The organism is Rhodococcus phenolicus (assembly GCF_001646785.1).
In the GTDB taxonomy this organism is placed as follows: domain Bacteria; phylum Actinomycetota; class Actinomycetes; order Mycobacteriales; family Mycobacteriaceae; genus Rhodococcus; species Rhodococcus phenolicus.
In genome coordinates this window covers 1-18,029 of the sequence record NZ_LRRH01000081.1, presented here as the reverse complement: position 1 = coordinate 18,029, position 18,029 = coordinate 1, and the positions used below count along the sequence as shown (strand labels likewise).

Genomic DNA, 18,029 nt, shown 5'->3' with positions numbered 1-18,029 from the left:
GCTTATGAAACACGGCCTAGCACCGTCCGCGGGCAATCGCCACCCGATTACGGATACCAGCTACGACGATTGGTGCACCGTGTGGACCAGGATGGTGGAGGTGAACCTTCTCGGGTCTGCCTGCGTGACCTGGGCAGCGGCACAACACATGACCGCCGGGGGCCGCATCATCAACGTCGGCTCCCGTGGGGCGTTTCGAGGTGAACCCGAGCATCCGGCCTACGGCGCAACCAAAGCTGCTGTGCACGCACTCGGACAATCGCTGGCGATCGGACTGGCACCACGAGGAATCGCCGTGAGCAGCGTCGCACCCGGGTTCGTCTCCAGCGAACGTCAGCAACCGAAGCTCAACAGCGAAGAAGGCACCGCACTACGGCAACAGAGTCCGCTCGGTCGCGTCGGGACACCGGCCGAAGTGGCCGCAGCCATCGTCTATCTCGCCTCACCCGAAGCCGAATGGGCCACCGGGACAATCCTGGACCTCAACGGCGCGTCTCACCTTCGGACATGACCGACTTCCTCTACGTCGGATAAGCCCACTCCCCGTCTATCAGCAGATGTCTCGGTACCGCGGATGCATCCGGCCGGTCCCCGGGTTCGGTGTTGTCGACTCTGGTATCGCCGTCGGCGAACCAGGTCTGGCCGGCTGTTGTCTTCGACGCCCTCGGGTAGCGCCGGGCGCGGCTGCCGCAGTGGAGACCCCCGGCGGCAGTGTCGGTGGTGCGTGTCATGGCTGCTCCCTTCACCTGGAAAGGCGGCAGGCACCAGGATCGGCGCCTGCCGCCTCACCATGGCTGGTCGGATCAGAACGGAGGTTCGTCGCTGCCACCGGAATTGGACTGCCCACCGCCGAAACCACCCCCGGTTCCGCCGCTGGGGCCGGCCTTGAGGACCTTCGCGGAGGCGTAGCGCAGGGAGGGGGCCGATCTCGTCGACCTCGGCATGGCGACTACCGGACCGCTCTCTACATCAACTACGTCTCGAAGCGCATCGTCCGGGCCATCACCGATCGCAGGGTCAGCTTCGAATGGGTGAAAGGACACGACGGGGATCTGCACACCGAAGCCGCCAACCGCGCTGCTCGCAGCGTCCGCCGATGCAACACCTACCGGATCCCGGCCAGCGCGTTGTCGCATGTACTCGACAACATCGGGCAGGACATCGCCGCCTGCATGCTCAGAGACAGCGGGAGTCGCGGGGCGATCTTTTCGGTGATCCGTGGCTGCGGGGTTCGGTGTGCGAGTCGTCGTTGGCTGGGGGAGGTGTCGTTACACGAGATCCGGATGGTTTCTGATGCTCTCGTGTCCGGGGTTCGTCAGGGGCCTGGCGGGGGCGGGCGGCAGTGACCTCTGCGGAAACGGCGCGGGTTGGGGACATTCTGCTGCGGGCCTGCTCGCTAGGCTCACAGGTCATGAGTACGAGTGAGGCCGGCCCGCACCCGGAACTGACGGACAGGTGGTCTCGTCGCAGGGTGTTGTTGGTGGTCCTGTGCGCCGGGATGCTGGCCGTCGGGGCGTGCATGGCGTACGCGATCGACTGGGCGAAGGACCGGCCCAAGACGCTCTCGTTCGCGGTGGCGTACGAGCCGTTCGGTTCACGCTCGATGCTCGAACCCGGCAATGCCCGCGCCGGACTCGACCGTCTCGGCGAGCGGGTCACGGACCAGCACCGAATCCACCAGATCGTCCTCGACGGGCACGCATTCAGAATCAGCGTCGTCGACCGGGCCGGCCGCGCCACCGAGATCGCGACGGACATCACCGGGCAGATCGAAAGCCGCGACTTTTCCACGGCAAAACCGGAGCGGTTCGACGACGGGATCTCCGCCACCGAGTTCGCGGGAATCGACATCGACTCGGTACTGACCAGCCTGCACACCCTGTGGCGCGCCGGCGATCATCAACTCGATCCTCGCACCGGCCGACCCGAACCGCCATGGCTGACTCTCGGCAGCGGCTACGGCCCTTCGGACGAGTGGACCTTCCACTTCGAGCCTGCTGACTCCTCGGCCGACGACTCCGTGACCGTAGATCTGCACGGAAGAGCAACGCGATGAGCGCGAAAAACCTGTTCGCATCGGTGCAACTCGTTGTGGGCAGCGCCCTGCTGATCGCTGCTGCCCCACTGCTGGCATGGGCGTCGTTCGTCTACGTCCGCGGTGAAGTTCCCGGCTCCTGCGGGGGAGACTACCCGCCGTGCCCACCGACAGCCGAGTCAGCGGTGGGCGCCTTCATAATCGGCCTGTTCGTATGCCTGCCCGTCGGCGCTCTCCTGGCTGCGCGGCGACGCCCGGAGATGTGGTGTGCAGCGATCGCTCTGGCCTTCGGAGGACTTGCTGCCGGTGTGTTCAGCTCACGTTTTCTGGCGGACCCGACCACAACCCATCTGGCGGCGCCGCTGTGGTTCTGCGCGATCACCGCAACGATTGCGCTGGTCGCCGTAGTGATCGCAGTGATCCTGGCCGGACCGTCTCAGCCCCACGCAGCGGTCGACACGGAACACCCGGGACATAACGGAACAGAGTTGTAAGCGCCCATCCCTCAACTCAACGGGTGTGAGCACCAACGTCGCCGGGCATACTGAACCCATGCGAAAGCTGGATCGCACCGCTCCCTATGCGCGCCGAGCACCCCGACCCGCCACCGTGTTGGCGCCGGCGGTGCGTCGCTACCTAGAACATGCGAACACCTCGGACCCGGATTCGCATGCTGTGGCCGAGGACGGTTTTCATCTCGGACGCTGGGCGGACCGGCACCGCATCGCCCGCGTCCTCGGCATCCTTCCCGCAGATCGTGAGGCCGAACTCGACGCGATCGGATTCGACTGGAAAGTGCCCCGTCCCGCAGGTTTCGACAGCAAGCATCGCCGGATGCTGCTCGAGATTGCTGCCTACCGCGAAAAGCACGGTACCGGCGAGGTTCCGAGCACCTACCTCTCCGACGACGGTGAACCCGTAGGGGAGTGGCTCTACCGCAAGGTCCGCAAGTGGCGAGACGGTCACCTCCCGGCTGATGAGCAAGCGGTCCTCGAACTTCTCGGTATCTCGCCCACCCCGCGGCCGCGCGGGCCGCGCACCGCCAGACGAGGGCGTTCGACGCGGCAGCCTGCGGCCTTGGCGCACTGACTACCCACAGTCGACTGCTGGCTTAAGTCGGCTCCTCCCACGGAGTGGGGGAGGATCACCGAGCCCGGGTTGTGGATGCAGTTCGACTGGGGCGACGGAACGGAAGTGACTGACCCTGGCGGGATTCTACGTTCAACGTTGTTGTTCTGCGCCTGGTTGGCGTGGTCGCGCTACCGGGTGGTGATCCCGGTTTGGGATCAAACGTTGTCGATGTTGATTTTGTGTCTCGATGCCACGGTGCGTCGCTTCGGCGAAGTCGCGACCTACGCGTTGACCGACAATCCGCGCACCGTGAGGATCGATCACGTCGCCGGCATCACGATGCGGCATCTGCAGATCGACCCGGCGCATTACCGAAGATCATCCGCAGGATCCGAGCGGGGCCCCGACGCCGCCGGTCCCGAGGGCCCGCTCCGCGGCCGAGGCCCGGTTCCTTGATCTCGGACCCGGTGCACACACCTGGTTGATCGCTGTGTCGGCGGCCGGGACGGTCCGGATCCGGGCGAAGATGACCGCCGCGGTCGACAGGTTGCACCATGCGCACGTGGTGATCACCGAGGACACCTCGTTGCGGGTGCAGGACGCCGCCGTTGGGCGCGGAGTGATGCCCTGAGCTGACCTGGTGCGGGAGATCAGCTGACCGCCGACAGGCAGATCAGCTGTCCGCGCACAGGGACACCATCTGTCCGCCTACAGGGACGTCCTCATGTCCCTTGACATCAGTAAGGGTCGACGAACCTGCGGTGGACACGCAGGTGAGTTTTCAGGCGGTATAGGCTCTCTCGCATGCCGGTAGCGATGAGTAAGGGCGCCAACGTTGCGTTGGGCACGACGATGTTGCGTATCGAATTGGTGTGGTCGGCTAGCGCTGGCGTGCCGGATGTGGACGTATCGGCTTTGCTGCTTTCGGGGTCCGGCAAGGTGCGCTCGGACGACGATTTTGTGTTCTTCAACCAGCCGTCACACGTATCAGGCGCGGTGGTGCATACCGGCAAGCCACGTCCGGGGAGCGACACTCTCACAGTCGACACTTCCCGCCTCCCCGCAGACATCGACCGCGTCGTGATAGCTGCATCCGCAGACGGGGGTACGTTCGGCCAGCTGCAGGGTTTGGCGTTGGTCGTACGAGACGGTGCCGACCACCCGCTTCTTCGATTCGATATCACCGACGCTTCGGTCGAGTCTGCGTTTTTGTTCGGTGAGGTGTACCGCCGGGGCGAGCAGTGGAAGTTCCGGGCAGTAGGGCAGGGATACGCATCGGGACTGTACGGAATCGCAACCGATTTCGGGATCACGGTTGACGATCCGCCGCCGCCATCTCACGTAGATAGCCGAACCCAACCCCCTCGTGGTTCAACCACTACAACGCCGCCGACATCCGGGGGAGTTGCTGCGGAGCTCGAGCGGCTTCCTGTGGACATGCGTAAGCGGTTGGAACTGCGCAAGAAGCAGGTCGCAGTATCGTTGACGAAACGCGGTGCCACCGGACTGAGGGCCCGGGTGATTCTCGTGCTGGATGCTTCGGGATCGATGTCCCGGTTGTATGACAAGGGTGTGGTTGCCGGCGTCGTGGAACGAATGGCGGCCGTAGCTGCGCAACTCGACGACGACGGTCGCATGCAGGCGTTCACCTTTGCCAGTAACAGTGCTCGCTTACCGGATCTCGTTCTCGGCGACATGCCTGAGTGGATCCGATTGCATGTTCGCGTGGGTGAGATGAAGGGTTTCGGGCGGCGTCGCAACCTCGCCGCCGGGCAGATCGATATGCGTACGGTGGGTATCCAGAACGAGGAGCAGAAGGTCATCGCCGATGTGCGTGCCCTGGTTCGGGCGGATCCTCAGCCTGTTCCCACGTTGGTCTTGTTCTTTTCCGATGGTGGTGTGTACCGAAATCAGGAGATCGAAGCCGAGTTGCGTGCCGCGGTGTCGGAGCCGATCTTCTGGCAGTTCGTCGGTCTCGGCCGAGCTGGGTTCGGGGTGCTCGAACGTTTCGATACGTTGCCGGATCGGCATGTCGACAACGTCGGATTCTTTGCGGTCGACAAGATTGAAAAGGTTTCCGACGACAAACTATACGATCTGCTGCTGTCTGAATTCCCGTCGTGGGTGAAGGAAGCACGCAAGCACGGGATCCTTGCCTGAGGACCCCTCCTGATTTGAAAGGATGGTCCGGCGTCGGTAGGGCAAGCAAGACCACCTTCGTAGGTCATGCATCGGCGGTGCTCTGTCGGTGACGGGTGGCACGAGTCGTTTGCCTTCGGTATCAAAAAATAGGGCAAGGATGGATGAGCCCGGCATGAGGGTTCGTGTCCTTGTCGCCAGCTCTGTCTTCTTACTTCTCGTCGCGGGTTGCTCGACCGACAGCGGTTCGCCGGTTGTGGTCACCGAAACGGTGACCGTGTCAGTCGAGGCTTCCACGACGCCGAAAATGTCGACGCCCACGACCGTCGCACCGATCGTCAGCACGCCGACGGTGGCCAGCCCCCCGCCCAGCACAACAAAGAGTCCGGTCTCCAGCAGCACGTACCGGGCGCCGGCATCAACCACCTCCGTTGCGGTCGCTCCGGCAGTCGCGCCCACCCCGGTTCAGTCGCAGTCAGCTCCGGTCAACGGAACGCTGTCCGGGCTGCCCAGCAGTACATCGAAGTGATGGCCTTTTCCCTTAGTGACTGATCGACCAATCTGTCGCGCCCAGCAGCGACGATGCTCGGCGATCGGCCGGCCGTCGAGCCGGACCCAGACCTGTTCGAGATCGCCGATCACCTCGACGATTCGGCCGATTGCGGTCGGATCGACCCAGTAGTCGCAGGTGTCGACCCCGACGTAGTAGTCCCGGACCAGACGGATCCGGTTGCGCCAGCCCAGATGCAGCGGCACCGGCGGCAACGGCAACATCGCGGCGCGATCGGCGTCGAGCAACTCGATCGGGGCGGCCTTGGTGGTGCGCACGATGCGGGTGTTGGCGCGGGCGAGCCAGTCGGCGAGTTGGCTGTTGAAGTCCGCCGGGGACGCGAAGGTCCGTCCCGGTATGAAGGAGGTCTCCAGCCAGCGATTGCGGCGCTCGACCAGTCCTTTGGACTCGGGATCGTGCGGGCTCAGCACCACCAGTTTCGTCGCCAGCGTCCCGGTGAACGCGGTGACCCCGTCGCCATGCCGACGTCCGCGCCCTATGCCGGGCGCGTTGTCCCAGATCAACCGGCGGGGCACCCCACCGAGCTGGTGGATCAGCTCCCACGAGCCGAGCAGCAGATCCTCGGTCTTGCGGGTCGGGTCGAAGCAGAGCTGGGAATCGCGCTCGTGCCTGCCGCGGCGACTGCCATGGAAGTCCGCGGCGTCGAATCCCGGCAGCTATTGGCGAGTCTCGACCCTGTCCCACCGACGAGCCATAAAGGGTTGGGGGCCGGCTGCGCACCGGGGACTCGGTCGTCCCACATCGTCCAGCACGATGGAAAACCCCGCACCGAGGCGATCGGTACAGGCAGGATGTACATGACCTGTACCGATCGCGCTGTGCCGAGGGGTCAGCTGTGACCCGGCGTGCCGTCGATCCGTCGCCAGATCTGCAGCGGATTCCCGGTACGGATCTCTGGAGCGAGCAGTGTCTCGGGAACGTTCTGGTAGGCCACCGGGCGCAGGAATCTTTCGATGGCCAGGCTGCCGACCGAGGTGGTCGACGGCGCTGAGGTGGCGGGGTAGGGCCCGCCGTGCACGGGACTGTCAGGTAATCGGTGGATCCGGTTCTGACACACGGGATTAGTTGGTGTAGAGCTCGACGGGGGTAAGGCAGCGTGCGCGGTGGGCTGTGCGTGTGCGACGGTCCAGATAGCGGTGTCGAGGTCACCGGCGGCCTGATGGAGCTCGGCAGCGACGAGGAGCGCAACGTCGCCGTGAAACCGAAGTTTGGCGGTGACACCGTGCAAGATTTCCATGGGCCAGGTGCGATCAGCAAGGTAGGGGCTGATGAACCGCGTCAGCGGTTCTGCCGCGTCTTGGGAGACGGCCCAGCCGAGCAGCAATCGTGCTCGCGGGCAGCCTGGGGGTTGCCGGCACCGAGCTCGAAGTGCAGCGGTTCTTCGAGCATGGCGGCGAACAGGTGTGCGTGGGGCGCTGTTCTGCTGTGCGTGCGGGAGATGGCGATGTAGTCGGTGGGCTCGGTGGAGTGCAGTACTGCGAACAGGTCCTTTTCCCAGGTGGGCGCGAACATACCGGGGTTGTGGGGCGTGGGCGTGGCGGTGTAACTGGCGCGACCCAAGTGTGCTCGGTTGTTGCTCGAGGTGCGTGTGCGGCTCGGACTGATCGGGCTGATCGGGATAAGGTTCGCCGCCGCCAGAGCTGTCCACGCCGCACAAATGCGTCGCCGACGGCATTTTCGAGGCACTGCGAGTTTATCGAGAACGTGCGAGTTGGCGACGGAGCGAACGTAGATGTGTGGACATGTTTGTGCTGTTGTCTGCGCAGTCAGCGATCGAGGAATGTGGGTGCCTTTCTTTCGATGAACGCCCGAATGCCCGCTTGTGCGTCCTGGGCTGACCCGCACACGAGCATCGCCTGGTGTTCGGCGGCGAGTTGTTCGCGGTGTGTCGACGAGGTGGCGGCGGCCAACAGTCGCTTGCCTTCGCGTGTCGCAGTGATCGAGCGGGTAGCAAACCATCGGGCGCGTTCGAGCGCGGTGTCGACCAGTTCGGCGTCGGGGACGACGCGGTTGACGAGGTTCCATTCGAGCGCGGTGGTCGCGTCGAGGACCCGATTTTCCAAGATCATTTCCTGCGCTCGCCGCATCCCGACCAGTCGAGGGAGGTGCCACGAGCTTCCGCCGTCGCCGGACAGTCCCAGATCCGAGAATCCGGTGGCGATCTTCGTGCTTTCTCCGGCAATGACGTGATCTGCGCACCACACCAGGCCGAGGCCGCCGCCGGCCGTGCCCCCGTGGATGGCTGTTACGACGGCGTATGGCAGTTCGGCGAGACGTGGCAGGGTGCGATGCCAGAGGGAGACCATCGTGTCGAACTCGTCAGCGAGAGTGTCGAGATTGTCGGTGAAGTACTTCAGGTCTCCGCCGACGCAGAAAGAGGGGCCGTCGCCGGTGATGAGGAGACTACGAATTCGGTCATCTGCTTCGATTGAGTCGGTTGCGTGTGCGATGGCTTCGACCATTGTGCGGTCGATGGCGTTGCGTCCGGCAACTCGTGTCAAGCGTAAGTGGGCGACGCCGTCGTCGTTTACGGTGACGGTGCATCGGTTCTCGTGCATGTTAGCTCCCTGTGTTGGTGTGGGACGGTCCGGTCTGCACGGACCGGTCGTAGTCGAGGTGCGTGGCGACTTCGAGAATTGCCACCATGCGATGTACTGGATTGAGGTCGTCGAGGCGGCGTGCGTACCGCGTCCAGGGCAGTGCTTGTGCTATCTCGTGCGGCGAGCGTCCGTCTTCGGCGAGTTTCCGGATCTCGGTCAGTCGTTCGTCATGGTGGGCGAGCAGTTCTCGAGCGCGATCGTGGACACTGTCGGCCATCGGTCCATGTGCCGGGAGCATCCGCGCATCGGGAAGTTCGAGGGTGGCTCGTAGCGACGACAGGAACGAGCCCAATGGCATCGCTTCGGGTTCGCGTTCGAACCCGATGGAGGGGGTGATGCGGGGGAGAATGTGATCGCCGGTCACCATCACGCCTGCGGTTTCGTCGGCAATGATCATGTGTCCGCGGGTGTGGCCTGGTACTTCGTGCACGGTGAGTGTGCGGTCACCGAGGTCGAAGATATCGCCGTCGTGCATCCACACGTCGGGGTGTCCCAGGGGTAGTCCGATCTCGTGCTCTTGGTATGGCAGCGTATCGATGTAATCTGCGAGGTCGCGCGCTCCCGCGGCTCGCAGCAGTTCGACCTGGCGAGGGTACGGGCCTGTGAGCGTGGCGAACGCGTCGAGGGAATACCGTTCGCCTGCTCCGAGGTGGAGTCGGCAGCCGTAGTCGTCGCGCAGTCCGACAGCCTGCGTGTAATGGTCCCAATGTGCATGCGTGGCAATAATTGTTGTGATGTCTCGGGGGGTATAGCCAAGCTCGCTCACTGCGTGGGTGAGGGTGCGTTCGGTCTCGGAGGTTGCCCAGCCGGGATCGATGAGGACGAGGCCGTCGGCTGATTCGAAGGCGTAGGCATTGATCACCTTCAGGTCGTCCAGTGGCAACGCAAGTGGTATGCGATGAACGCCGTCGGTGATCTTCTCGGTGAGTGGTTGTGTCACGCGCGTGGGCCTTTCGTAGGCGTCGGACCGAGCCCGTGGCGTATCAGTGACTGTGTCGTCGTGATCAATTCGTCGATCGATCCCTGGGAGCGGTTCCACCATTCAGGGGTCCAGTTCAACGCGCCCATGATGAGTTTGATCGCCGCGCGACGGTCGAGGTCCGCGCGTACCTGCCCGGCCCGGTACGCTTCTTCTATCATGTCGCGCCAGAGTATCGAGTACGCATGGCTGTCTTCTCGCAGGCGTATGCGAATGTCTTCTGGGAGTTGGCCGGTGTTCCGTGTGACGGCCGTGGCGAAATCCGACAGCTCCAGCTCCACTTCGAGATGAGCGGCAGCGGCGGTGCAGATCCGGTCCATAGGTTCGCTGTCGGGTGGAAGCGTGTCGAGAACGTTTACTACATGGTTGCGCAGGCGTGCCTGCCCGACTGCCATCACCTCGGAGATCAGATCGTGTCGGGAGGCGAAGTAGTAGTAGACGGCTGGTGCTCGGAGTTCGGCTTCTTCTGCGATCTCGCTGAGTCTGGTTGCCGAGTAGCCTTTTCGGCTCAGTACTTTGGCAGCGGCGAAGAGGATCCGGTTGCGGGTGGCTTCGGATTTTCCTCGGCTGGGGGTCTTCGCGGCTACTCTGGCTTCGGCGGTCCTCATGGCATCGAATACCCGCCGCTGACGGACAGCACCTGCCCGGTGATCTGGCGCGAGACCTTATCCGAGCTGAGGAAGACCACGCTGTCCGCGACGTCGTGTGCCGTGGTGAGTCGGCGGAGGGGGATGTCTTTTTCGAGGGATTCGATCTGTTTCTCGTTGAACACGTTGTCGCGTCCTGCAGCCCACAGACTGGTTGCGCCGACTGCATTCTCGTCGGCGGGGAGGACCAGTCCGGGGCAGATCACGTTGGATCGAATGCCGTGTCGGCCGTGTTCTTTGGCGACTGTTCGTGCAATTGCGATCAGGCCGGCTTTGGTGCTGCCGTAGATTCCCTGGCGGATCTGGCCGAAGGCGGCATCGCTCGAGATGAAGACGATCGATCCTGCTCCGGCGTTGCGCATCGGGGTGAGAGCGGCTTGGGTGCAGGCGATGGCGGTGAACAGGTTGATCTCGATGGTCTTCTGCCAGCGGGCGCGGTCGGTGTCTTTTGCGAAGAACTCGGCGTCGCTCCACCCGGCGTTGTTGACCAGGGCGTCGATGCCGCCCCATTTCGTGAGCAGGTGACCGACTGCTCGGTCGCCTGCGCCGTCGGAGGTGAGATCTTCTGCGATGACCTCAGCTTCCGTGGCTCCGAGTTCGAGTGCTTCGCCTCGGACTTTCTCGGCCTGTTCGCCGTCGATGTCGCAGATGGCGATGCGTGCGTGCTCGCGGGCGAATCCGTGGACGATACCGCGTCCGACATTGGATCCGCCGCCCGTGACCAGTACACGTGCATCGGTGAGTCCGAGGTCCATGGAGGGGTCCTTCCGTCAAGTAACTCCCGTTGACTCCGACGGTAGCTTAATTTATGTTCAATTCAAAAGTGTTGCGATGCGAAAGATCAAATCCAAACGCAAGAGGGAAGGCCGGCCTATGTACGGTTTGCTCGAAGGGGAATCCGCGGTAGGGACCAACGGTGCACACGAAATCGACGTGGCGGTCGGACAGCGGCTCGCTACGAACGGTGCTCGGGTCTCACTCGTCGATGTCGACCCCATGCATGCGGACGCTGCGGCGAAAAAGCTCTCCGATAGTACAAAACGGACTGCTTTTCCCGCATCCGAGCACTCCAGTTGCGTGACCGGGGTGGTCATCGAGGTGGGGGCGGGGCGATACATGTGAGCGGCACCGACCAGCACACCGAAGTGGCAGCCCCGCAGGCGGACGGTTCCGTCATCGAGTCCTCCATCGACGATCGGGTCGGGACGATCCTGCTCAATCGACCCGCCGCCATGAACGCGATCACGATTGCACTCGGCACCGAGCTCGAGGCAGCGCTGCGCACTCTCGCAGAGCAGGTCGACGTCATTGTGATCCGAGGATCCGGTGGCAATTTCTCGGTGGGAGGCGACTTCAACGAGCTTCAAGCACTACGTGAACAGGGTCGCGAAGCGATGGCGCCGTTGTTCGCCAACTTCACCCGCGCGTGCGCCACCATCGCAGAACTCGATGTCCCGGTTATCGCTGCGGTGGAAGGTTATGCGATGGCCGGCGGATTCGAGCTGATGCAATCCGCGGATATCGCGCTGGTCCATGAGAAGGCAAAACTCGCCGACACGCACTCGAACCACGGCATGGTTCCTGGCGGCGGTAGCACGCAGCGTCTCCCGCGTTTGGTGGGACGACAGCGCGCGCTCGCGCACATTCTCACCGGTGACCGATTGTCCGCCGCGGAGGCAGTGGCGTGGGGTCTGGCGTACAAGGTGATCCCTGCCGACACGTTCGATGCGGATGTTGCCGACTTCGCGCGGGCCCTCGCCGGCAAGGATCGAACGGCGCTCGCGCGGAGTAAGCGCCTGGTCTACCAGGGTTTGCAGCAGCCCCTCGAGGACGGAATAGCCATGGAGGCTTCCGTCGTTCTCGACCATCTGTCCGAAGACTCGAGTGGTGAGGGCATCGACGCCTTCACGAAGAAGAAGGGTTCGTAGCTCATGACGGAGCATCTCATTGAGGACGCCCCAGTGCTCCTCGACCTGGATACGAACGGTATCGCTCGTATCCGTCTCAATCGGCCCGAAGCGTCGAACGGTATGGATGTTCCGTTCCTTCAGGCGCTACACACTGCGATCCTGCGTGTGCACTCCGAACCGACAGCACGGGTGGTGATTCTGTCGGGGGAGGGCCGTCACTTCTGTGCAGGGGGCGATGTAAAAACGTTCGCGTCCAAGGGACAAGACCTTCCTGACTATCTCCGTGAAGCTACGGCGTGGCTGCAGATCGCGACGTCCGCACTGATCCAACTGAAGGTCCCCGTCATTGCTTCGGTGCACGGATTTGCTGCAGGTGGCGGAGGATTCGGTCTGGTATGTGCGTCCGACTTCGTCATTGCAGCCGAAGACGCCAAGTTCATGTCCGGTGCAGTCCGGGTAGGTATGGCGCCCGATGGGGGAGCGTCGGTGACATTGACGCAACTCGTCGGCCTACGTAAAGCCGCTGAGATTCTGCTGACGAACCCTGTGCTCGACGCAAAGGAAGCACTGGACCTCGGCATTTTGACCAAGGTGGTCCCTGCTGCAGAGCTCGAGGCCGAAACCGAGTCCTATGCCGAGCAGTTCACCCGGACCGCACCGCTTGCAGTGGCTGCGGTCAAGCGACTCCTGTGGGGAGGTGTCGGAGCTACGCTTGCGGACCGTCTCAACGAGGAGGCCCGCACCGTCTCCGAGCTATCCGGAACTGCAGATTCCCTCGAGGGCCTCGCCGCGGTGATCGAGAAGCGGGCACCACGATTCGAGGGGCGTTGACATGGCAGAACCTACGGTGTTGACCGAGGACCGTGGGCCGATCCGCATCGTCACGCTCAATCGTCCGGAGCGGAGGAATGCGATCGATCTGGTCCTTCGGGTCGAACTCGCCGACGCGTTCGAGGCGGCCTCGGACGCCCCGAACGTACGTGTTGTCGTACTTACGGGTGCGGGCGGTGCATTCTGTTCGGGCGGTGACATATCGACCATGCGTCGGATGGGTCCGGACGAGACCGTTCCCCGGGCCGAAGCCGCGAATCGGGTGATCCGCGCGATATGGAACAGCGACAAGCCGGTGCTTGCTGCCGTCGAAGGCGCCGCGTTCGGGGCGGGTGTTTCGTTGGCTGCCGCGTGCGACCGGGTCGTGGCCAGCGAGAACGCCGTCTTTGGCACCGCGTTCACCGGAGTCGGGCTCGCGGGCGATATGGGTCTGTTCTCGTCCCTACCTGCCAGGGTCGGTCCGGCTGTGGCACGTCAACTGATGTTGCTACCGCGTCGGTTGAATGGCATTGAAGCGCAGGAGCTGGGTCTTGTGGATGAGGTTGTTCCTGCCGGAGCGGCGTTGGATCGCGCGTTCGCGGATGCGGAGCAGATTGTTGCTGCGCCACCGCTGGCGCTTCGTGAGATGAAGCGACTGTGGCGGCGGTGGGCAGCCGACCCGTTCGACGTGCTCGAATTCGAGACGCAGGCTCAAACAAGATTATTCGACTCCGCCGACTTCGCTGAGGGCATCGACGCGTTCCATGCGAAACGCGCACCGCGGTTCCGGGGTGTCTGACCAGGCGTAGATCCCGGGCTAGCGGACACGGGTTGCCGAAAGCGTCCACCTTATTTAATCTAAGTTCAAGTCAAAATTAAGGAGTACTCGGAATGTCGACAGCCCTGGATCGACGTCGCGAGCACATCACATCTCTCTTCCCGGAGTGGGTCGAGCGATCCCTCGGCGACTGGCTCGCGTTCAGCGCGGAGCGCTACGCGGAACGCCCCCTCGTGATCACCGACGAACGTACGACGACCTACGCCGAAGTCGATGCGTGGGCAACGCGCCTCGCCGACGGGCTCGTGGCTCTCGGCCTCAAGCCGGGGGAGCACGTGGGAATCGTCATGGCGAACTACACCGAGTTCGTTCCGGTGAAATTCGCTGTCGCGCGTGCCGGGGGAGTCGCGGTGCCGATGAACTTCCTCTACAAGGAAGAAGAACTGAAATACGTTCTCGAACAGTCGGAATGCCGAGTCCTGATCACGATGACCGAGTACGGGGGCATGGACTATCCGAAGATGCTCGACACCATCGCGCCCGGTTGGGACCAAGGACGGAACTCGGACGAGTTGCCGCTCCTCCGCGACGTCATCCTGCTCCCCACCGGCGGACGGACCCGACCGGGTGTACGCACCATCGACGATCTCGACGCTCTCGGGCGGGAGCACGCCGGCGGGTCTGCCGGACTCGACATCGACCCTCGCTCGCTCGCCGACATCCTCTACACCTCCGGCACCACGGGATCGCCCAAGGGGGTGATGATCATGCACGACGCCGCGCAGCGCACCGGATATGCCTCAGCGTTGACCAGGGCATTCGACGACGGTTGGCGCGTGCTGTTCTCCCTACCCTGCTACCACATGTTCGGCTACATCGAAGGCCTGATGGCGACGATGGTGGTCGGCGGTGCGGTCATACTGCAGCCGAAGTTCGACCCCGAAGCGTACTTGCGCGGCATCGAACGTCACCGGGCAACCGACATACTGTGCGTTCCGACGATGACTGTGGCGATCCTGGAACATCCGGCTGTCGACAAGTACGACCTGTCGAGCCTTCAAGCCGTCCTCTCCGGCGCTGCCCCGGGTCCCGTATGGCTGTGGGAGAAAGTCGAGAAGCAGCTGGGGGCATCCGAGATCGTGACCGGATACGGCATGACCGAATGTGGCGGCGCAATGACCTTGACCCTGCCCGGCGACCCCTTCGAACTGACATCCACCACTGCCGGTCAGCCGAAATGGGCGGGGGTCGCCGGTATCGCCGAACACGGCGGTGCGCTCACCGTTTACCGGACGGTCGACCCTCTGACCGGGGAGTTCCTTCCGGACGGTGAAGAGGGTGAGTTGGTGTCGCAGGGCCCGACGAACATGCTCGGTTTCTGGAAGAAGCCCGAGGAAACCGCGCTCGGGCTCCGTGACAACTGGGTGTTCTCGGGTGATCTCGGTCGGGTTCGCTCCGACGGGTACGTAGAGATCACCGGGCGAAGCAAGGAGCTCTACAAGAGCGGCGGTGAGCTGGTCATGCCGAAGGAGATCGAAGAACTTCTCACCGCCCATCCCGACATCTCGCAGGCCTATGCAATCGGACTCGTCGACGAGCGCTGGGGCGAGATCGGGTGCGCATGTGTTGTCCGTGCACCCGGCTCGGCCATCACTGAAGACGAGGTCATCGAGTACTGCAAACAGTATCTCGCGCGTTTCAAGGTCCCCAAGGTCGTGTGGTTCCTCGACGCCGACGATCTTCCGAAGACCCCGACAGGCAAGATTCAGAAGTTTCGGCTCGTCCAGCAGGCCGCGACCCATCACGTCACCGACAGATCGGAGCAGCAGTCATGACGCTCATCGAACCACTTGCGGACGCGACCCCGGACCGAGCGCCGCGCGTCGACTACGACACCCTGATCCAGCCCGAGCGCATCCACGGATCGCTTTACACCAATCCTGATGTCTTCGCCGACGAGCTGGAGCGGATCTGGTACCGCACCTGGGTGTTCGTCGGGCATGCCAGTGAGATTCCCGAGCCCAATGACTACATCCGCAAGAAGCTCGGCTTGCAGGACGTCATCATGACGCGCGACAAGAACGGCGAGATTCATCTCCTGCTCAATCGATGTGCGCATCGAGCGAACCTGGTGTGCGACGAACCGTCGGGAAACTCGAGTTCGTTCCGGTGTCCGTACCACGGGTGGACGTACCGCAACAACGGCGAGATGCTCGGTTACCCCTACAACAAGGGGTACGGAGGCAAGGGCAAGCTGAACCTGAACATGGGCAAGGTGCCGCGCGTCGCCGTGTACCACGGTTTCGTGTTCGGCAGTTTTGCCGAGGACGGGCCGACACTCCTCGAACACCTCGGCGATGCGGCCGGAGAGATCGATCGGCTCGCACGTTTGTCCCCTGAGGGTGAGGTCGAGCTGACCGCCGGATGGTTGCGCCATAAGACGCGCGCAAACTGGAAGCTGCTGGCCGAGAACGAAACCGACGGATATCACCCGCAATTCGTTCACGGATCGATCTTCTCGGTCACCGGTAGTCACATCGGTGAGCTCTACAGCGACTCCGCGACATCTGTGACACGAGCTCTCGGAAATGGGCACAGTGAGAACGATCTGCGCCCGGAGTTCCGCCGGATGAACGAGCCGATGAAGTGGTTCGGCACGACCGAGGATCGCGTACCGAACTATGTGGCGGCGATGCGTGCGAAGCACGGTGAGGCCGCGGAGGAGATCCTCATCGAGGGCGCTCCACACGTGATGATCTTCCCGAACCTGTTCATTGCGGAGATCCAAGTATTCAACATCCAGCCGATCTCCGAGCGTGAGTGTGTGCAGTATTCGACCGCCGTGCAGCTCAAGGGCGCCCCGGAACTGAACACCCGGATGGTGTCCCAGTCGATCGGTTCCGTGGGGCCGGCGGGCATGCTGCTCGCCGACGACACGGAGATGTACGAGCGGAACCAGGTCGGGGTCGGAATGCGTGAGCCGAAATGGGTGGACATCCGCCGCGGTGTCCACCGGGAGAGCATCGACGAGCGTGGGCACACGATCGGTGCGGCCAACGATGAAACGGCGATGCGCGCATTCTGGCGCAACTACAAGAGCATCATGGCTTCTGCGCCTGTGGAAGGAGAAGAGCAGTGACCGTCGCATTCGATACCGACCGTCCGGCGCCCGACCTTACAGACATCCGTCAGGTGGAACAGTTCCTCTACCGGGAGGCACGATACGCCGACGAACACGACTTCGACTCGTGGGAAGCGCTGTGGACCGACGATGCACTGTATTGGGTGCCCGTCGATGGTGGTGACTACGATCCGATGACGCATGTGTCGGTGGTCTATGACAATCGTCGTCGCATCAACACCCGGCTGGAGCAGTTGCGCACAGGTAAGCGATACGCGCAGTCTCCACCTTCGCACCTGCGGCGCGTGCTCGGGAATATCGAGATCCTCGGTCTCGAAGAGAAGTTTCCGGGTACGACCGATACCGTCGTCGGAGCAAATTTCGTGCTGTACGAATCGAAGCCGCGAGGCAAAGAGGTATGGGCAGGTCGATACACCTATCGACTTCGAGTGGTGGACAACGAGATCCGCCTCGTGGGGAAGACCGTGGTGTTGGTCGACAACGCCGAAGCCATCCCGACACTCGGCTTTTTGATCTAGGAGCAGTCATGTCCCGTGACTCGAGGACCGGAATCGTCCATAGTGAGTTCGCCCAGGTGCGCATCGGCATCGACTACGAAGGTCTCAGCCCGCGCCTGCGGCTCGAGGACCTCAAGACCGGCCGGGTGCGGTTCCTCGACGCCCTCGAACTGGAGACGATTGTGTGGTTGCGCGACGAACATCTGGAAGATTTGCTCGATCCCTCTTCCGATCGCTGGCGCGAAACCCCTATGCCGGATGTCCCTCGGTGATGCTGAAGCCGACCGCGGATGAACTCGGCCTCAGCGAGTCCATCTGCACCGGGAACACGGCCGGCTAGGCGGGCGCGCGGCGAAACACGAACCCTGACCGAGAGATTAGTTGGTCAACGCACGCCGGTCGATCGGTCTTCGGGCGTTTATCGGCCTTCCCACCCGTGTGCGCTGAGCTCGAGGGTATGCGGGTTCTATCGGTGTCGCATCGTATGGCGGCGGTAGGGGCCGTGCACTGGCGAAACCGTTGTTGTGCACATCATCCGAGTTACCGATCCGGGCTGCTGTAGCTTGTGTCGGCAGGACCCTTCGCATGGCCGAGAAGCGCCGGCGGCGGCTTGTTTCGCGTGCGCACCCGACTACAGGGACTTGTAGAACGCACCCGCCGATCGCCCCGCTTCCAGGCCGGTATCGGCCGCAGCGAATGTATGTCAGGAGAGACTCATGCCGGATTCCCAGCCCGGGATCGTATCGTACGGAACCTACCTACCGAAGTACCGTTTGGCGCGCGCCGATATCGGTGAGGCGCTGAATGCGCTGGGCGGACGCGGTGAACGCGGATAGTGCCCCGTGGAGTG

At 63.2% G+C, this 18,029-nt stretch carries 19 protein-coding genes and 3 pseudogenes; 14 read left to right on the top strand and 8 right to left on the bottom strand.

Going from position 1 to position 18,029, the window contains the following annotated elements:
- The first annotated feature begins 4 nt into the window (after positions 1–4).
- On the top strand, positions 5–511 hold the full coding sequence (locus tag A8G15_RS21025; RefSeq protein WP_281180728.1) for an SDR family NAD(P)-dependent oxidoreductase: 507 nt from the start codon (positions 5–7) through the stop codon (positions 509–511).
- Positions 512–742: 231 nt separating this feature from the next.
- Here A8G15_RS21025 and A8G15_RS32550 read toward each other — a convergent pair.
- Positions 743–939 (bottom strand): annotated as a pseudogene (locus A8G15_RS32550) (single-stranded DNA-binding protein); the annotation flags it as partial.
- 472 nt (positions 940–1,411) lie between these two features.
- Here A8G15_RS32550 and A8G15_RS21015 point away from each other — a divergent pair.
- From A8G15_RS21015 to A8G15_RS20995, 6 genes and pseudogenes are all read left to right on the top strand, one after another.
- On the top strand, positions 1,412–2,056 hold the full coding sequence (locus A8G15_RS21015) for a hypothetical protein (RefSeq protein WP_156665501.1): 645 nt from the start codon (positions 1,412–1,414) through the stop codon (positions 2,054–2,056).
- Positions 2,053–2,529: a hypothetical protein gene (locus A8G15_RS21010; RefSeq protein WP_068164045.1), complete on the top strand. Its 477-nt coding sequence runs from the start codon at positions 2,053–2,055 to the stop codon at positions 2,527–2,529. Before A8G15_RS21015 ends, A8G15_RS21010 begins: the two co-directional genes overlap by 4 nt.
- A 58-nt stretch (positions 2,530–2,587) precedes the next feature.
- Entirely contained in the window at positions 2,588–3,124 is a 537-nt protein-coding gene (locus A8G15_RS21005; protein WP_245687930.1) for a helicase associated domain-containing protein, read from the top strand.
- Between the two features lie 54 nt (positions 3,125–3,178).
- Positions 3,179–3,463: pseudogene (locus tag A8G15_RS31965) on the top strand (IS21 family transposase); the annotation flags it as partial.
- Positions 3,464–3,587: 124 nt separating this feature from the next.
- The gene (locus A8G15_RS31180) at positions 3,588–3,737 is read left to right on the top strand and encodes a hypothetical protein (protein ID WP_245687929.1); all 150 of its coding nucleotides are present in this window, start codon (positions 3,588–3,590) and stop codon (positions 3,735–3,737) included.
- Positions 3,738–3,910: 173 nt separating this feature from the next.
- On the top strand, positions 3,911–5,266 hold the full coding sequence (locus A8G15_RS20995) for a VWA domain-containing protein (RefSeq protein ID WP_068164036.1): 1,356 nt from the start codon (positions 3,911–3,913) through the stop codon (positions 5,264–5,266).
- Positions 5,267–5,710: 444 nt separating this feature from the next.
- Here A8G15_RS20995 and A8G15_RS20990 read toward each other — a convergent pair whose 3' ends face one another.
- The 7 genes and pseudogenes from A8G15_RS20990 to A8G15_RS20960 form a co-directional block, all read right to left on the bottom strand.
- The gene (locus A8G15_RS20990; RefSeq protein WP_211270216.1) at positions 5,711–6,319 is read right to left on the bottom strand and encodes a Mu transposase domain-containing protein; all 609 of its coding nucleotides are present in this window, start codon (positions 6,317–6,319) and stop codon (positions 5,711–5,713) included.
- A 326-nt stretch (positions 6,320–6,645) separates the two neighbouring features.
- A pseudogene (locus A8G15_RS20985) lies at positions 6,646–6,834 on the bottom strand (aldehyde dehydrogenase (NADP(+))); the annotation flags it as partial.
- 260 nt (positions 6,835–7,094) lie between these two features.
- The gene (locus tag A8G15_RS20980) at positions 7,095–7,328 is read right to left on the bottom strand and encodes a hypothetical protein (RefSeq protein WP_068164030.1); all 234 of its coding nucleotides are present in this window, start codon (positions 7,326–7,328) and stop codon (positions 7,095–7,097) included.
- A 254-nt stretch (positions 7,329–7,582) separates the two neighbouring features.
- Positions 7,583–8,374, bottom strand: a complete 792-nt coding sequence (locus tag A8G15_RS20975) for an enoyl-CoA hydratase/isomerase family protein (RefSeq protein ID WP_068164027.1) — start codon at positions 8,372–8,374, stop codon at positions 7,583–7,585.
- A gap of 1 nt (position 8,375) precedes the next feature.
- Complete coding sequence (locus A8G15_RS20970) at positions 8,376–9,458, bottom strand: MBL fold metallo-hydrolase (RefSeq protein ID WP_082900047.1); 1,083 nt, start codon at positions 9,456–9,458, stop codon at positions 8,376–8,378.
- On the bottom strand, positions 9,353–10,003 hold the full coding sequence (locus tag A8G15_RS20965; RefSeq protein ID WP_082900046.1) for a TetR/AcrR family transcriptional regulator: 651 nt from the start codon (positions 10,001–10,003) through the stop codon (positions 9,353–9,355). Before A8G15_RS20965 ends, A8G15_RS20970 begins: the two co-directional genes overlap by 106 nt.
- Positions 10,000–10,797: an SDR family NAD(P)-dependent oxidoreductase gene (locus tag A8G15_RS20960; protein WP_068164021.1), complete on the bottom strand. Its 798-nt coding sequence runs from the start codon at positions 10,795–10,797 to the stop codon at positions 10,000–10,002. The genes A8G15_RS20965 and A8G15_RS20960 overlap by 4 nt, the downstream gene beginning before the upstream one ends.
- A 363-nt stretch (positions 10,798–11,160) precedes the next feature.
- On the opposite strand from A8G15_RS20960, the gene A8G15_RS20950 reads away from it, so the two are divergent.
- The 7 genes from A8G15_RS20950 to A8G15_RS20920 all read left to right on the top strand — a co-directional run bounded on the left by A8G15_RS20950 (position 11,161) and on the right by A8G15_RS20920 (position 17,451).
- Positions 11,161–11,970: an enoyl-CoA hydratase/isomerase family protein gene (locus A8G15_RS20950; RefSeq protein WP_342671590.1), complete on the top strand. Its 810-nt coding sequence runs from the start codon at positions 11,161–11,163 to the stop codon at positions 11,968–11,970.
- Positions 11,971–11,973: 3 nt separating this feature from the next.
- On the top strand, positions 11,974–12,783 hold the full coding sequence (locus tag A8G15_RS20945) for an enoyl-CoA hydratase/isomerase family protein (protein WP_068164016.1): 810 nt from the start codon (positions 11,974–11,976) through the stop codon (positions 12,781–12,783).
- A gap of 1 nt (position 12,784) precedes the next feature.
- Positions 12,785–13,561 (top strand): enoyl-CoA hydratase/isomerase family protein, encoded by a 777-nt coding sequence (locus A8G15_RS20940; RefSeq protein ID WP_068164014.1) that lies wholly within the window; start codon positions 12,785–12,787, stop codon positions 13,559–13,561.
- Positions 13,562–13,653: 92 nt separating this feature from the next.
- Positions 13,654–15,375, top strand: a complete 1,722-nt coding sequence (locus A8G15_RS20935; RefSeq protein ID WP_068164011.1) for a class I adenylate-forming enzyme family protein — start codon at positions 13,654–13,656, stop codon at positions 15,373–15,375.
- On the top strand, positions 15,372–16,679 hold the full coding sequence (locus A8G15_RS20930) for an aromatic ring-hydroxylating oxygenase subunit alpha (protein ID WP_068164008.1): 1,308 nt from the start codon (positions 15,372–15,374) through the stop codon (positions 16,677–16,679). Before A8G15_RS20935 ends, A8G15_RS20930 begins: the two co-directional genes overlap by 4 nt.
- Positions 16,676–17,200 carry an aromatic-ring-hydroxylating dioxygenase subunit beta gene (locus tag A8G15_RS20925; protein WP_068164005.1) on the top strand — a complete coding sequence of 175 codons (525 nt, stop codon included), beginning with the start codon at positions 16,676–16,678 and terminating at the stop codon, positions 17,198–17,200. Before A8G15_RS20930 ends, A8G15_RS20925 begins: the two co-directional genes overlap by 4 nt.
- A 32-nt stretch (positions 17,201–17,232) precedes the next feature.
- On the top strand, positions 17,233–17,451 hold the full coding sequence (locus tag A8G15_RS20920) for a hypothetical protein (protein ID WP_425415113.1): 219 nt from the start codon (positions 17,233–17,235) through the stop codon (positions 17,449–17,451).
- Positions 17,452–18,029: the final 578 nt, after the last annotated feature.